This is a genomic window from Tengunoibacter tsumagoiensis (assembly GCF_003967535.1).
GTDB classification, from domain to species: Bacteria; Chloroflexota; Ktedonobacteria; order Ktedonobacterales; family Ktedonobacteraceae; genus Tengunoibacter; species Tengunoibacter tsumagoiensis.
In genome coordinates this window covers 1,607,782-1,621,995 of record NZ_BIFR01000001.1, presented here as the reverse complement: position 1 = coordinate 1,621,995, position 14,214 = coordinate 1,607,782, and the positions used below count along the sequence as shown (strand labels likewise).

The 14,214-nt window shown below is 49.8% G+C and carries 11 protein-coding genes; 4 read left to right on the top strand and 7 right to left on the bottom strand.

Annotation, left to right across the window (positions count from 1 at the left end; genetic code table 11):
• Nucleotides 1-429: 429 nt before the first annotated feature.
• The gene (locus tag EL628_RS06340; protein ID WP_126579132.1) at nucleotides 430-1,461 is read left to right on the top strand and encodes a gluconeogenesis factor YvcK family protein; all 1,032 of its coding nucleotides are present in this window, start codon (nucleotides 430-432) and stop codon (nucleotides 1,459-1,461) included.
• A gap of 99 nt (nucleotides 1,462-1,560) precedes the next feature.
• Here EL628_RS06340 and EL628_RS06335 read toward each other — a convergent pair whose 3' ends face one another.
• Nucleotides 1,561-3,072, bottom strand: coding sequence for a gamma-glutamylcyclotransferase family protein (locus tag EL628_RS06335; protein WP_126579131.1), 1,512 nt, complete (start codon nucleotides 3,070-3,072; stop codon nucleotides 1,561-1,563).
• 236 nt (nucleotides 3,073-3,308) lie between these two features.
• On the opposite strand from EL628_RS06335, the gene pdxR reads away from it, so the two are divergent.
• Both pdxR and EL628_RS06325 read left to right on the top strand, forming a co-directional pair.
• A complete protein-coding gene (gene pdxR, locus EL628_RS06330) occupies nucleotides 3,309-4,892 on the top strand; it encodes a MocR-like pyridoxine biosynthesis transcription factor PdxR (protein WP_161975306.1) in 1,584 nt (527 codons plus the stop codon).
• Nucleotides 4,893-5,205: 313 nt separating this feature from the next.
• Nucleotides 5,206-5,541, top strand: coding sequence for a DUF5522 domain-containing protein (locus tag EL628_RS06325; protein ID WP_126579129.1), 336 nt, complete (start codon nucleotides 5,206-5,208; stop codon nucleotides 5,539-5,541).
• Between the two features lie 44 nt (nucleotides 5,542-5,585).
• On the opposite strand, the gene EL628_RS06320 is transcribed toward EL628_RS06325, so the two are convergent.
• Nucleotides 5,586-6,398, bottom strand: coding sequence for a CHAP domain-containing protein (locus EL628_RS06320; RefSeq protein ID WP_126579128.1), 813 nt, complete (start codon nucleotides 6,396-6,398; stop codon nucleotides 5,586-5,588).
• Nucleotides 6,399-6,599: 201 nt separating this feature from the next.
• A complete protein-coding gene (locus EL628_RS06315; protein ID WP_126579127.1) occupies nucleotides 6,600-7,649 on the bottom strand; it encodes a CHAP domain-containing protein in 1,050 nt (349 codons plus the stop codon).
• Between the two features lie 499 nt (nucleotides 7,650-8,148).
• On the opposite strand from EL628_RS06315, the gene EL628_RS06310 reads away from it, so the two are divergent.
• Complete coding sequence (locus EL628_RS06310) at nucleotides 8,149-9,468, top strand: S53 family peptidase (RefSeq protein ID WP_126579126.1); 1,320 nt, start codon at nucleotides 8,149-8,151, stop codon at nucleotides 9,466-9,468.
• Between the two features lie 132 nt (nucleotides 9,469-9,600).
• On the opposite strand, the gene asd is transcribed toward EL628_RS06310, so the two are convergent.
• The 4 genes from asd to EL628_RS06290 form a co-directional block, all read right to left on the bottom strand.
• Nucleotides 9,601-10,674, bottom strand: coding sequence for an aspartate-semialdehyde dehydrogenase (asd, locus tag EL628_RS06305; protein WP_126579125.1), 1,074 nt, complete (start codon nucleotides 10,672-10,674; stop codon nucleotides 9,601-9,603).
• Between the two features lie 11 nt (nucleotides 10,675-10,685).
• Nucleotides 10,686-11,153, bottom strand: coding sequence for a DinB family protein (locus EL628_RS06300; RefSeq protein ID WP_126579124.1), 468 nt, complete (start codon nucleotides 11,151-11,153; stop codon nucleotides 10,686-10,688).
• Between the two features lie 60 nt (nucleotides 11,154-11,213).
• Complete coding sequence (locus tag EL628_RS06295) at nucleotides 11,214-12,707, bottom strand: aspartate kinase (RefSeq protein ID WP_126579123.1); 1,494 nt, start codon at nucleotides 12,705-12,707, stop codon at nucleotides 11,214-11,216.
• 143 nt (nucleotides 12,708-12,850) lie between these two features.
• Nucleotides 12,851-14,179: a homocysteine synthase gene (locus EL628_RS06290; protein ID WP_126579122.1), complete on the bottom strand. Its 1,329-nt coding sequence runs from the start codon at nucleotides 14,177-14,179 to the stop codon at nucleotides 12,851-12,853.
• Between the last annotated feature and the right edge of the window lie 35 nt (nucleotides 14,180-14,214).

The window sequence follows — 14,214 nt, the reverse complement described above, 5'->3', positions numbered from 1 at the left end:
AGTTAGCAAGCGAGTACAGTAATAAATTCAAGAAAAGGTTACGTCTATCTTTTCCGGTTACATATTATAAGAACAAGCAGGCTATAAAAAAGAGAAAACCAGGGAACGTGAGATAGTTTGTAAAAAGTGAAGAGAGAAGGAACAGAAAATAGCTTCTTGCATGAGTTATTCAGTCGTGGTAGACTGTTCTGTGAAAGGCTAAAGAAGTCAATGCATGAAAAATCAGATAATCTATTTTGATATTTCTGTGAAGGCTTTTAAACTTTTCACAATCTGCTATGATTAAAAACATATCCTCTCTTTGTCTGCTAATGAAAAGCGACCACAAAGAGTTAACGTACTGTACGTCTAATTGTAATAGAGGAACGCGTCGTGAGTGAGGAACGTACGATCAATCTCAGACCTGAAGTCAACCAGAGGAGTTACACCATGGAGCGAAATAATCGCGGGGGAGACAAATTTGCAGGACGGCGAATTGTGACTATTGGTGGAGGCTCAGGGACCTTTTCACTCCTTTCACATCTAAAAAAATACCCTTTTAATATCACTGCAATTGTCACAATGTCTGATAGTGGTGGTAGTTCGCGAAAATTGATGGATGAATTTCGTCGCCAGTTACCTCTAGGAGACCTGCGAATGTCGTTGGTCGCGCTGGCCCGGAATGGAGCTCTCTGGCGTGAAGTCTTCATGCATCGTTTTGAACGTACTGATACAAGCTCTAGTGAACAGGGCGGTGGTGGAGTTGGTGGCCATAGTCTGGGTAATCTGATCTTAAAAGGGCTACAAGATATTAACAACGATGATCTCTTGCTCGCAATTGAAGATGCACAGGAATTGTTGGGGACCGCAGGAAATGTCCTGCCCGTCACACTTGCGCAGACGACCATCTGTGCTGATCTGGAGGATGGGACGTCAATCTGCGGGGAGACCGACATAGATACTCGTGGTAAAAAACATCCTGAAGCGCTTTCACCTATCAAACGCTTACGGCTCATGCCTGAAGACGCACCTGCCTGTGCGCAGGCCATTCGAGCTATTCGTCGTGCAGACACTATTGTGATTGGACCTGGCGACCTCTTTACCAGTCTGATCCCAAATCTTCTTGTTCCCGAAATTGCACGTGCCGTACGAGAATCAGATGCGGAAAAGGTCTATATTTGTAATTTAATGACAAAACATGGCGAGACAGATGGCTATAAGGCTTCGGACTTTGTCAATGAGATCCATCATTATCTTGGGGCACGTGTTGATCGTGTCCTGGTCAATGACAGCTCCTTCCCAGTTGATGTGCTCAAAACATATCATAATGAACAGAGCGAGCCAGTTGAGATCGATACAGCACGTTTAGCACGCCTTGTTCCCAATCTTGTGGTTGAACAGTTGCGCCTGGAGGGCGATTCGCTTGCTCGCCATGATCCTGAGCGTGTTGTTCGCGCTCTGTTCCATACCGAAGACTTCTAACGCATGCGATCATAGAGATCACAACAGAGCATAGATAAGAGGCTGCTGCCAGATTGACTTTGACACCAGCCTCTACCATTCAAGCAATTTCTCCTGACGTTACCGCGCAAAGATCCATCCTTCACAATACCCTGCAAAGGCCGCAACCAGCAAAAAGAAAGGCATATGCTGCTGAGCACTATCCCCCATGACAAAAAAACCACTGGTCAGTAATAAATGAGCAAAAATAGCAAGCAAAGCGCCAATAAAAGGGCGCGTAAACCAGGTGATAATAACAAAGAGTGGTGGGCTCTCAAAATGCACCGAGCGAAGGCTTACAATACAGCTAATACAGCCTCCTAACAATCCATATAACATAATTAACCAGGGAACGTCCAGGAGCATGAAATGATTATTTAAGACTCCATTGCCCATCCCCATGCCCTGAAAAACAGAGAAGGTCAGGACGACCAGCAACAGCAGCGCGAGATAGAGTGCGAAGAAGATAAGCCAGCGCTGCATAGGTACGACCGAGATAGGCACGAGCAGTTTTGGTGTTGGACTGATCCTTGAAAGCATTGACTCTTGCTCGCCAAAGGTCGGCAATGGTTCAGTATCTGCCTCCATGCTCCTATGAAGATCAGCATGAAGATCTGTATCGGTCATGGTATGGAAAGAGCTTCTCTCGCTCCGCCCTTGCTCCTCTGGTAAAGCCTCTGGTAAAACAGAAGGTGGAACCATGGTAGGAATCTGCGCTGACAGGCTCGTCAGTCCATATTGTCTGATATACCGCTCAGGTAGACGCTGTTTACGAGCAATTGCTGTCAGGCGTTGAATAAATTGTGTATCGCCGCTCCATTGATCAACGGAGACGAGATGCAGTTGTTTGCAAGCAATATCAGTGGCAACGTAAGCAACGCATTCGATCTCTCGGTCACTCTGTTTTTCATGCACTACAACCTGTTCTCCTTTAAAAAATTTTTGTGGCTCAATAGCCGCATGGATGGTATCTAGCAACGATGGTTCGTTATCCTTGCTCTCTCTAAGCTGTTGGGGAACACGATAAAGCACTCCCCAGACCTCATCACCCACTTGAGCGCTAGGTACAATCGCAGCCAGAGTGGGCCCCATGCCTCCATGCATCTGTTGCGCCCCCAGCATCAGGCTATAGCCACGCAAGACTGCTGGCCCTGCTGGAAGCGCCTGGCCACTCAGCCGCTCCGGGCTGTTCAAGATGGCTGCATCCATCTCCAATCCATACTCAAATATTAGTAACTCTTCTGGCCTCTTCTCTTCCGCACTGGACGGAGAAATATGCTCAATTGAGCCAGCCTCCGGCATAGGCTCCGCAGTACCTGGGAGGGGGGAGGCCAGCTCTTCTGGAAGGGGAGGAGCTGAAGGGGCTATCGTGGGAAAACTGGTTCCGGCTTCACCTTGCTGTGAACGCTGTGCGAGACCACTGGATGAGATCATCGCTTCAAATGAGAGTGGCCGTGGCGTGTTGCTACGCACGATGGGCACTCCTGGAGCAACCTCTTCTATCTCAGGCTCTTCGTCTGCCTTGGCGGAGAACGAAGGCTCTTGGTAGCGTTTCGGTTCTGATTGCCTGGGCGGTACTTGATTCTTTTTCAACACCACACATCCTCTTCTTTGATACAGACCCGCCGATATCAAAATAACAGCTTCTATTACTTAGGATAACGAAAAGTCGCTGTTTTCCCAAATGAATAGGACAAGTGGGATATCTAGATCAATTTCTTATCTACTATGCGCAGATTGGCTGAGGACAAAGGGAGCCAATTGGCGCTTGTCTTTCCTTTGTAAGATGGGTACACTAGAAAGATATGCAGCCAATTGAGGAGAAGATTATGCGCCAATCTCGTTCAATTCCATCATCCTTACCGCCCATTACGGCCTCTATCCATTCTCTTGTGCAGCTTGAACGCTCAAGTAGTACGCCTCTCTATCGCCAGATTAGCCAGGGTCTACGGGAAGCGATTCTTACTGGCACACTGGCTGAAGGAACCCGACTACCAACTGAGCGGGCTCTGGCTCAGGAACTGGCAGTCAATCGCACGACAATTATGAATGCTTATAATGAATTGGCCAGCGAAGGCCTGATTGAGGGTCATGTGGGACGTGGCACGCTGGTCAAACGGACGTATTTTCATGCTCATGATGATGAATATATGAATGATGAGATGCCCTCCTGGCTCTTTGGCCTGGCTTCTGGTGAAGAGGTGCTGCCCGATCCTGATGCGCGTCTCTTAAGCGATCTCTCAGAATTAGGGGGACAACGCGAGATTATCTCTCTGGCTCAGGCTACTCCCTCCAGTACGATGCTGCCAGCCGAGCTCATACATACGCTCATGAATGATGATCTGCTGGCTGATCGACAAAGCGCTCTGGGCTATTGTCCGGTTGAGGGCTCGCTCCCTCTGCGCCATCATATTGCAGCCCAGATGAGACAACGTGGAGTCTCTGTCGATGTGCAGAATATTCTTATCCTCTCTGGCTCAACTCAGGGTATTGGACTGATTGGACGCTTTCTCTTGCAGCCGGGCGATGAGGTAGTGGTTGAGGTTCCAACGTATCTGGGGGCCATTCAGACCTTTCGTGCACTCGGAGCTCGCGTGATTGGTGTCCCAACTGATCATGAAGGGATGCGCGTTGATCTGCTCGAGTCTATCCTGGCACGCCGACAACCACGCCTGATCTATACGTTACCCACATTCCAGAATCCAACCGGGACGGTTCTCTCGCCTGAAAGGAGGCGCAGATTATTGCTGCTCTCCAAACGCTATCAGATTCCAATCCTTGAAGATGATCCCTACAGTGAGCTCTACTTTGGTTCAGAAAGACCACAGCCTCTCAAGGCTCTGGATAAACACGGTCATGTGCTCTACCTTAGCACGTTCTCTAAGATTTTAGCACCTGGACTCCGTGTAGCATGGCTAGCTGCTCCTGAGCCGGTCATTGAACGGCTCTCTCTCCACAAACAGGTCTTTGACCTTAACACGAATGCACTGGGCCAGTGGATCGTTAATAAGCTCTATGAACACGATCTCCTCTCGACTCATCTGAGCCATGTTCGTCAGAACTATCAGCAAAAGCTTCTGCTTATGCTTCAAACGATTGAGAGATCCTGGCCAACAGGGTATCGTATCTCTATTCCTGCGGGGGGAATGCATCTCTGGTGCCGTTTGCCCGGTGAGATGCGGGCGCGGACTCTGTTGCGTGAAGCGGCTCAGGAACAGGTCGTCTTTATCATCGGCGAACCTTTTCATGTAGATGGGGGAGGCCATCAGTATCTGCGCCTGAGCTTTGCCTCGCCAACCGAAGAGCAACTCGTTACAGGGATTGAACGTATCGGAAAAGCTATGCATCGTCTTCAGAGTAGACGAAGTGCCTCAACGGAACAGAGCCATAGCGATCGGCTCCCACTGGTCTGATCCATCTCATACGCTCGCAGAAGGAGTTACTCTTTCTCTTGTGATAACAAAGATGAGCGTATAATCACAAAGACAATAGCAAGAGCCAGGGTCACTTTTTTGTGAGGGAGACGCCAATGCCGCTCTAGAGCTTGTGCCAGCTGGCCTATTCTCTTTTTCACAGCTCACTGGTATGCAAAATACCATGTCAAACATCTTGTCGCGAGTGGTCTTTTTCAGCTACAATACCCAACAATATATTTCGATCTCCACCATAGAGTGGAAAATGAATGGGACACGTTGAAAATCTTCACAGGGCAAGAAAGAGTGTGCAATGTTAATTATGCGGAATGAAAACGACTGGGAGGTTAGTAGCGATGGTCTCTTTGTGGCAACTCGCGGTTTCCTTTCCCGCCGTGGCTATTGCTGCGCCAATAAGTGCCGCAATTGTCCCTATATTAATTGGCGTCAACGCTCCGATTGGCAACCCATTCCAGCAGAACAGGTCAAACGAGCCCGCGTCTCAATGAAAGCATTAATCGGAGCACAGGAACAACTGCACTATCACGAACAACAGCTTCAGAGCTGTTGTTCAGATGAGCAAAAAGAGCACTCGCAGATGATTGAACACTATCAAACTCTTCTGGCACACTGGCTTCCTACTAGATAAGTGCTCTCTCGACTCAATCTCATCGTTTAAATAAAGCTGAGCTACTATTTCCAGATAAAGCTAACCCCTGGCCCTGGCTTAAAAGTCCAATACGTTGTGATACCCCAATTGTTTTGCCAGTTCCAATTACTTGTGTAAACACTGCCATCGGCATTGATACGCTCGACAACGGCAACATGCCCGACCCCACCAGCTCCCTGCACACCTGGCTGTAACACGATAATTGAAAGGCCATTGGGATTGGGCTGCGAGGAGACCGTCCAATGAGCAGCCGAAGCACCAGCCGCCCAGTCCCCAGCATTCCCCAGCCACGATACCCAGACGCCAGTTGCATCATGATAGCGCCAGCTTGCCCAGGCCGTACATTGGCCACCATAAAAATGATTCCCATCATTATTTGTCAACACTACAGTGGGCACACCTGCGTAGCTGCCTGGACCGGCATCATAGCCATCCTGCATGACAACAGTTGCTGTTGCCTGCTGAGACGAGATCTGAGAGAGATTATTGGTCCTCGCCTGGACGCTTTGTATCCGACCCGAAAAAAGTGGGAAGAGCAAAGGATGTCCACCTTCCCCAACTGGTAGAACTGATAGCAGCACGCCAAGGGAGGTCACAGCTACTGTGCAACAGATGCCAACATTCAGCCACAGACGCGGGCCCACCGGTTTTGGGGGCCGCAGGGGAAATGAGCTTTTCTTGCCTCGTCCACGAATACGCACTGGCTTACGGAGTTTATTCACACCAACTTGCTCACTCAACGGCTCTACTGATTGAGGAACAACAGGTAATAGAACAGTCTCTACAGATGGCTGATCCTGAGGATGAAGTTCCTCTTCCTGAATAGTTGATGACATGCCTCACACCTTTATTCAATTTCTTTTATGAATACAATATACTTACTTACGCTCTCAATTCCTAAATTCTAGAGAATACAGATAAAATGTACCTGGTATACCCTTAAAAAGTCAAAGAATAGCTCCATCAATAGTATGATGGAGCTATTCTTTGAGATGGAAAAGTAAGAAGGTGCCTCTTCTATTGACGCCAATTCGATCTTACGCGCCAGGGTACCAGACGAATGAGACGCCACTGCCAACGCTAAAGTCGACCCATGACTCTCTCCCCCAGTAACCGGCCCAGTTCCAGTTACTCGTACTTACTGTTGTTGCGGTTGTGCCAGACTCTACGACGGCCACATGCCCATAGTAGCCTGCTCCCTGTATATAAGGCTGCAAGACGATGATGGAAGGGCCATTAGGATTGGGCGTATTTGATACGACCCATCCATTATTGATCGCTCCCCACTTCCATTCGGCTGCATTCCCGAGCCAGGGGACCCAGTGGCCAGTTAATTGATGATAGCGCATATTGGCCCAATAGGTGCATTGTCCATAAAAAAAGCGATTCAAACTACCAATGTCTGAGGCAGAAAGACTGCCCTGAGAGGTTGTTGGGGCAGAGTTCACTCCTGCATATGTAAGACCGCCTCCTGGATCATACCCATCCTGTGTGACGGCTGTGGCTGTGGCAATCTGGGCTCCGATCAGGGCATTATTGGTATTTTTGGCAGGCACCATACTGATTGGCAGGTTAAGTAAGCTTAAGCCACTGGCGTGGCCCGGTCCAATCGGCAGAACAGCAAATAAGGCTCCCACAACCAGCAAGACCAGCAAAATAGTTACTGTCGAATGCAAAAATAAACGCTTCCCCTGTGGTCTGGGTGGAAGCATAGTGCCTGAGCTCTTTTTACTACTTCCTCGAATGACAACCGGCGTACGCAACGAGGTTGTTGTAGGAGTAGCTGGAAGCGCTGGCACTGGCCCTGTCTGAATCTCCATCAACTGGCGATTCTCCCTACCATTGCCCGGCACTACCCCGTAAACTTCTGGAAGGGCTCGGCCATCATTGATAGGATTGGTTGCAGGAAAATTGTACTGAGGAAACTGCTGCGACGCTGACAGGGCCCCATCTGGTATCGCAGATGCATCAGGAAAAGACCGCTGCTCAACTGGCGAGTACTGGGCTATTCCAGGCATGGGAAGTGGAGAGGTGCCGCTCTGTTCCTCAATAGCAGTACGATTTTGACGACGCTTCACAGACAACATACGTAATACCTTCACTTTTTAGTAGTAGTACACCACAATGAGACTACCTGACACACAACTCACTCAGTACATATCCAGACTTTACCTAATTGCAGTCTTATCGGTCAAATTCTTACTCCTACTGTAGGCCTATAGTCCTACATTCTCACTACATTTCCTGCACTATGCACTTATTTCGTCCAATTTAATTACTCTCTGCCCTCTCTCAAAGGAGGGTGGAGGTGAGATTGTTATGATCATTAATGATGACTTTCTGCTTCATTTTTATGAAGAAAACGTCTTCTATCTGCTTGAAAGAAGCGGACTCGGGAATATGTTCTTGCGATGTATGAAGAGAGCACACTATGTAGATGGCAAAGTGCTCCATAGATTTGTGTTAAGATAGGAGAGAAATGCAAGGTAGAAACTCGAGGGGACTCAATATTCTGTTACTACCATTGAGCAGATATTGCTGTGCTCTGGGGATATTTTGAGCTATTCTGAAATTTAGGAGTGTAGAATGGATTGTCAAGCTCGGCGCCTCTGTCTGGTCCTCTTGTTCGGCTTGCTTCTGGCCTCCTGTGCAACCGCACCAGGGAATGCAAATGGTCAATCAACGCCTTCTGCGAAAACGATTACCTATCCACAGAAAATGGTCTGCCCCTCTCAACTTGCTGGGGTAAGCTATTATAGAGCGTGCTTAACACCTCAGGATATGCGCACGCTCTATGGACTCGATCCTTTGTATCAGCAGGGCTTTACGGGGAAGGGTCAGACGGTGATTGATATTGTCTCGTTCGGCAGCCCGAATCTTCAGCACGATATGCAGGTCTTTGATCAGACATTTGGTCTGCCACCGATTGATCTCCAGGTTATTTCACCCCTCAATGTGCCCGAATCTGACCCTCAACACGATAAAGGCGGCTGGGGACTGGAAACCGAGCTTGATGTAGAGATTATCCATGCGTTAGCCCCCGAGGCAAAGGTTGTGGTTTTGACAAGTCCTGTCTCTGAGACTGAGGGGACGATAGGATTGCCAGAGTTCCGCCAATTAATCCAATATGCCATTGACCATAAATTGGGCACTATTATCTCGCAAAGCTGGGGCGCTTCAGAATTGACACTGACTGATGAGGCGGGTAAACAAGAGATGTCGAAGTGGAATACACTCTTGCAGGATGCTACGACGAAACAGCATCTGACGATCTTCTCTTCCTCTGGCGATAATGGAGCAACTGATTACGCTGATGTTAATCATTCACAGATCGCAACAATTCCGACAACGAGCTTTTCCGCAGATTCTCCATGGGTAACGAGCGTTGGTGGTACACGCGTCCAACATAGTACCAGTGGACTGAGCGAGGTAGCCTGGGAATCCAGTGGTGGCGGCTTCAGCCGCTTCTATCAAACACCCTCTTATCAACAGAGCCTTGCCGGATCTCAACAGAATCTGTTTCAGAATCGTCGCGGGGTGCCAGATGTTTCGGCAGCTGGAGATCCATCCACTGGCATGGCCATCTATATCAATGGACAGTGGAGTCTGGCCGGAGGTACCAGCGCCAGCACGCCTGTCTGGGCAGCTTTGATGGCTGTCGCCAATCAGAAAGCTGGCCACCCACTGGGCTTTATTAATCCTGCCCTTTATCAACTGGGGGCCTCTTCTACCTATGCTCAAGATTTCCACGATGTGACTGAGGGGAATAATTCAAGCGTACATGGCAATACGGTTGTACAGGGCTATTCAGCCAGCACTGGCTGGGATGCGGTCACTGGCCTGGGTACGCCCAATGCCGCTAAGCTGATCCCGGATCTGATTGCTGCCGTCCAAACAACAAAATAGGAGCAGTCATGGTGAATGGGTCCTCCATCATTTATTGTTACAGTCGTAAATGATGGAGGACCCATTTATGCTGGTCACACAGGGCGCTATTGGGCTACCGCGTGGAATATCTGCACAGATTAAACCTTAAGGTTAGATAAGGCCTTTGCTGACACAGAGCTCTGCATTAAGAACAGAACCTCCTGCTGCTCCACGAATAGTGTTGTGACCGAGCATAACAAATTTGTAGCTGAGCAGAGGGCACCTGCGCAGTCGGCCCAGGGTCACAGTCATCCCATTCCCGGCATCCCGGTCACGAAGCGTCTGTGGACGATCTGGCTCCTGTCGATAGAGCAAGACTTTCTCAGGTGCACTGGGAAGCCCCAGCGTCTGTGACTCAGGCCGATAGCTCTCCCAGGCCTCGATAATCTCCTCAGGACTGACTTCATGTCCCAATTCAATGCTTGCACATTCCAGATGGCCTTCTCGCGTAGGAACACGATTACAGTGCGCGCTTACAACCAGCGGTGCATTCTGAAAGCCCTGCCCCTCCTGCCATGACCCCAACATCTTTAAGGTCTCGCTCTCCACCTTCTCTTCCTCACCACCGATATAAGGAATCGCATTATCGAGGATATCATAAGAGGGGAGGCCCGGATAACCCGCACCCGAGATCGATTGCAGCGTCGTAACAAAGGCTTTGCGCAAACCAAATGCCTCTTGCAAGGGCTTAAATGCCATGACAACTGGAGTAGAGGCACAATTGGCATTGGTCACAATAAAACCTGACCAGCCCCGCTCTCGACGCTGCTGCGCAATTACTGCCAGGTGATCAGCGTTGACCTCGGGGATCAGCAAAGGCACATCTGCGGCCATTCGGTGGCTCTTTGCATTGCTAAAAACAGCAGCCCCGGCCCGGGCAAAGGACTGCTCAATCTCGCCTGCGACTTCATTTGGAAGAGCAGAGAAGACAATCTTGACGGGAGGCAAGGCCTCGGGGCGACTTGGAAACACTGGCATGGCTGCAACAGCAGCAGGCATCTCGCTATTTGGAAAGCGCCAACGTGCTACCTCGTCATAACGACGCCCATTATGTCTATCTGAGGCCGCCAGACCAACAAGCTCAAACCAGGGATGATCCTGAAGCAGCTCGATAAAACGCTGGCCCACCATGCCCGTCGCACCCAATATAGCTACGGGGATCTTTTGTGCTGGTACTCTTCCCATCTTGTTTTCTCTTATTTTCTAGCCCATAATGCTTCTATTTGTTGACAATGTCCTTCTTCATGAGCAATAAATCCCTGGAGCATCATCCGTAATGTCTGTGGTCCATTGATCTCATGGATTCCGATCCGTTCCCAGGCCCCTGGAGCAATACCTTTCAGGGTGCGCACCAGTTCTGCCCTTCGGAGGGTAAAGGTCTGAAGAGACAGGTTTATATCCGCTTCAATATATCCTGCAAGCTCTGCCCAACGCCTCTCATCAAAGTCCATAAATGCTGGCCTCTCGCGTGTCAAAATCATTAATACACGAGGAGCAATAATATCGTCACTGGCTCGTATATGGGCAAAAATTTCTACGAGCGACCATTCACTGGCGAATGGATGACGTTCATAATCACTCTGATTACGTCCCTGTACAACTTGCTGAATGCGTTCAGGAATAGCCGCTAAACGATTGAGAAGATCAGTATAAAGAGTCTCCATATCTGACACCTTCAACCTCTCGAAATCATTTACCTCATATGTCGAAACCAGTTCGCAGATCTATGCCTTTAACAACGTCTCGTTCTTAACTGTCACGACGGCCTCTGGTCTGCGAACCAGTGGGATCACCGGCGCAACAAGATCACGATGTAGACAGCGTAACGCACGCTCGCTATCCCGATCTTCGACAATAAGGGTGATACCCTGCTCCGAAGCTCCGTTTGTTAACACTGGAATACGTTCACGAGCCAGAGCTGTAATCGCTCGTGCCGAACTTTTGGGATCTGCCGTAAAACCTGAACCAATACAGGCACAGGCCGCCAGGCCAGTCCGTGAACTTACCTTCCAGACTGCTTTATCCATGTCATGTTGCAAAAGAGCTACAACCGACTGAGCAGCCTCCTCATCAATCACAAATGAAAGATGATGACCAGACGACGAACAGATAGCCACTGGCGCTGCACCAGCCCGAGCGGCCAGCACAAAGACCTGACCGGCATTCTCAGGGGCTCCAAAGAGATCCGTACTCTCAACCGTAATTAAAGCCAGTTTACGTCGAATAGAGATCGCACCAGCTCCACTGGGACGACCGTCTTCCGGTCCAATAACTGTCCCACGCAGATGAGGACGAAATGAGTTGCGTACACGCACAGGAATATTGCGAGGGGCAATGGGAATCAAGGTGCGCGGATGCAGAACCTTTGCACCAAACCAGGAGAGTCGTGCCGCCTCAGCATAAGATAATCGAGGCAGAAGCTGAGCATTCGCCACCAGACGTGGATCGGCTGTCAGGACACCATCAACATCAGTATAAATAGAGACCTCAGCACAATCCAGGGCTGCTCCAATGACTGTCGCTGAATAATCTGAACCATTGCGTCCAAGGGTTGTCACAAACCCGGTAATGGTTCGTCCCATAAAACCTGCTGCAATCGGCACAATCCCTTGCTCCACCAGCGGCCTTACGACAGCCTGTGCATTTGCACGCGTCTCTTCTCCCAGAGGATCAGCTCCTACTACAACGCCAAACGGCTGTGAAGGATCGTGAGCGGGATGGCTGGTGATAATAATCTCTTTCCGAACTGGCTCGGCCTCCACTCCCAACTCACGCACAGCCGCAGCCACCAGCAGGACCGACAGTCTCTCACCCCAGGAGGCCACCGCAGCTGTCCGTAGATGTACCGCTTGCTTCTCTTCAGCCGCCTGTCGTAAGCGCTCAACATCCTGTGCGAGAGCCACAAAACCAGCCTCTAGCTCAATCTCTAATTGTGCTCGCCCTCGCTCCGAAGCGGTAACTTTCTCAGCAGCCTCTAGATGCTTCTGGCGCAATGTCGTGAGCTCTTGCTCATACTGCTCGCGCTCCTGGGAACAGGCAGCTCGAGCAATCCTTAAAAGCTGATCGGTAATACCTGACATTGCAGAGACAACGACTACAGGAAATGGCGTGGAGGGGTCCTTGAAAATGTCTGCGATAATTGCAGCCACACGTCGAATACGCTCTCCACTTCCTACAGATGTACCACCAAATTTTAATACACTGACTGTCTGTTCCATTCCAAACACCAACATTCTGACATGCTTGTCTTGCAAGTTGGAGGCTGGCCCCCACGCTACAAAACTTGTATGACTAGACTGAAAGCTTGTTTCTTTGTTCAGTATAAAAAGAACAGAAACAAGCTTTCAGCAAGAGCACGACGTTACGCGTTAACGGTTTCTCCTACATCAGCGACGGCAGCCTTCAGAGCCTGATCCAGATCCTCGAGCAGGTCCTCTACTGTCTCCAGGCCAATCGAGAGGCGGATAAAATCAGGGGTTACGCCTGACTCAACCTGTTCCTCTGGCGTCAACTGCGAATGAGTTGTGCTGGCTGGATGAATGATCAACGATTTAGCATCGCCGATATTGGCAAGGTGCGAGAAGAGCTCAATATGGCGGATCAACTGCTTACCAGCCTCCAGGCCACCCTTAATACCAAAGCCAACAATAGCTCCATACAGGCCATGCTCAAAGTACTTGGTCGCAAGCTCATGCTGCTTATGGCTGGCAAGACCTGGATAGTTCACCCAACTGACGGCAGGATGGCTCTCCAGGAACTGTGCCACACGAAGGGCATTCTGGCTATGACGCTCCAGGCGCAGAGGGAGCGTCTCCAATCCCTGAAGGAAGAGCCAGGAGTTGAAAGGAGTAATCGCAGGCCCGAAGTCGCGCAACAACTGTACACGCGCTTTAATAATATAGGCCAACGGGCCTACAGCGTCAGCATAACGGATACCATGATAGGCTGGATCAGGCTCGGTGAATCCAGGGAAACGTCCACTGGCTGCCCAATCAAACTTACCACCATCGACAATGACACCGCCAATAGAGGTGCCATGACCGCCAATAAACTTGGTTGCCGAATGGACGACGATATCAGCTCCATGCTTCAAAGGTTGAACCAGATATGGTGAAGGAATGGTGTTGTCAATGATCAATGGAAGACCATTCTCATGGGCCACAGCAGCCACAGCACTGATATCCAGCGTGTCCAGACGAGGATTTCCCAACGTCTCAGCATAGATAGCCTTGGTACGCTCGTTAATCGCTGCCCGGAAGCTCTCAGGATCGGTTCCATCAACAAACCGTACGGTAATCCCTAACTTCTCAAAGCTATAGCGGAAGAGCGTGTAGGTGCCACCATACAGGCTGGATGAAGCCACAATCTCATCGCCAGTACCCGCCAGGTTCAGGATCGCCAGCGATTCAGCAGCCTGGCCCGAAGCTACTGCCAATGCGCCAATGCCTCCCTCAAGAGCGGCGATACGTCGCTCAAAGGCATCCTGCGTTGGATTCATAATACGTGTATAAATATTGCCTGGCTGAGCCAGAGCAAATAAGTTGGCAGCATGCTCGGGGCTATCGAACACATAGGAGCTTGTCTGATAAATGGGAACGGCACGAGCTCCGGTTGCGCTATCTGCCGTCTCCTGTCCGGCATGAAGAGAAAGGGTCTCAAAACCATAACTCCGTTTGCTGTTGAGCGCCATGAGTAGTACTCCTTTAATTAACCTGCTACAAAAAT

Bases quoted from the DNA above. Each gene is read 5' to 3' on its own strand.
- EL628_RS06315 (WP_126579127.1), bottom strand. From the start codon at position 7,649: ATGTTGTCTGTGAAGCGTCGTCAAAATCGTACTGCTATTGAGGAACAG.
- asd (WP_126579125.1), bottom strand. From the start codon at position 10,674: ATGGGAAGAGTACCAGCACAAAAGATCCCCGTAGCTATATTGGGTGCG.
- EL628_RS06295 (WP_126579123.1), bottom strand. From the start codon at position 12,707: ATGGAACAGACAGTCAGTGTATTAAAATTTGGTGGTACATCTGTAGGA.
- EL628_RS06310 (WP_126579126.1), top strand. From the start codon at position 8,149: ATGGATTGTCAAGCTCGGCGCCTCTGTCTGGTCCTCTTGTTCGGCTTG.
- EL628_RS06340 (WP_126579132.1), top strand. From the start codon at position 430: ATGGAGCGAAATAATCGCGGGGGAGACAAATTTGCAGGACGGCGAATT.
- EL628_RS06290 (WP_126579122.1), bottom strand. From the start codon at position 14,179: ATGGCGCTCAACAGCAAACGGAGTTATGGTTTTGAGACCCTTTCTCTT.
- EL628_RS06300 (WP_126579124.1), bottom strand. From the start codon at position 11,153: ATGGAGACTCTTTATACTGATCTTCTCAATCGTTTAGCGGCTATTCCT.
- EL628_RS06325 (WP_126579129.1), top strand. From the start codon at position 5,206: ATGTTAATTATGCGGAATGAAAACGACTGGGAGGTTAGTAGCGATGGT.
- EL628_RS06320 (WP_126579128.1), bottom strand. From the start codon at position 6,398: ATGTCATCAACTATTCAGGAAGAGGAACTTCATCCTCAGGATCAGCCA.
- pdxR (WP_161975306.1), top strand. From the start codon at position 3,309: ATGCGCCAATCTCGTTCAATTCCATCATCCTTACCGCCCATTACGGCC.